This window comes from Campylobacter coli LMG 9860 (assembly GCF_000254135.1).
GTDB classification, from domain to species: domain Bacteria; phylum Campylobacterota; class Campylobacteria; order Campylobacterales; family Campylobacteraceae; genus Campylobacter_D; species Campylobacter_D coli.
In genome coordinates, this window is record NZ_AINS01000169.1 from 1 (window position 1) to 299 (window position 299).

Below are 299 nucleotides of genomic sequence, written 5' to 3' on the forward strand. Positions count from 1 at the left end.
GTATAAAGCCTGATTATGTTTGTATGCTAGAAAGAACTGAAATTACTGCTGAATTTTTCAATCATGATTTTGGAGAATTTGATAAGGATATTGTATTTATTTGTGCTGGTGTTGTTCATCCAAAGGCGATTGAGTATTTAAAGGGTAGAAATTTAGTCATAACTCAAAAAGTTCTTGCTTTTCCATATTATATAAATCTTAAAGATTTTTCTTATGCTGCTGTAGAATTTAGCGTTGCACATATGTCATATTTTCTTTCGGTTCTACTCAATCATAAAAACATCATTTTTATAGGACAG

General features: G+C 29.4%; 1 protein-coding gene. It reads left to right on the plus strand.

Features of this window, described 5'->3' with window-relative positions; genetic code table 11:
- The coding region (locus CCO88_RS09980; protein ID WP_002841077.1) for a 6-hydroxymethylpterin diphosphokinase MptE-like protein at positions 1-299 on the plus strand (299 nt) is incomplete at both ends.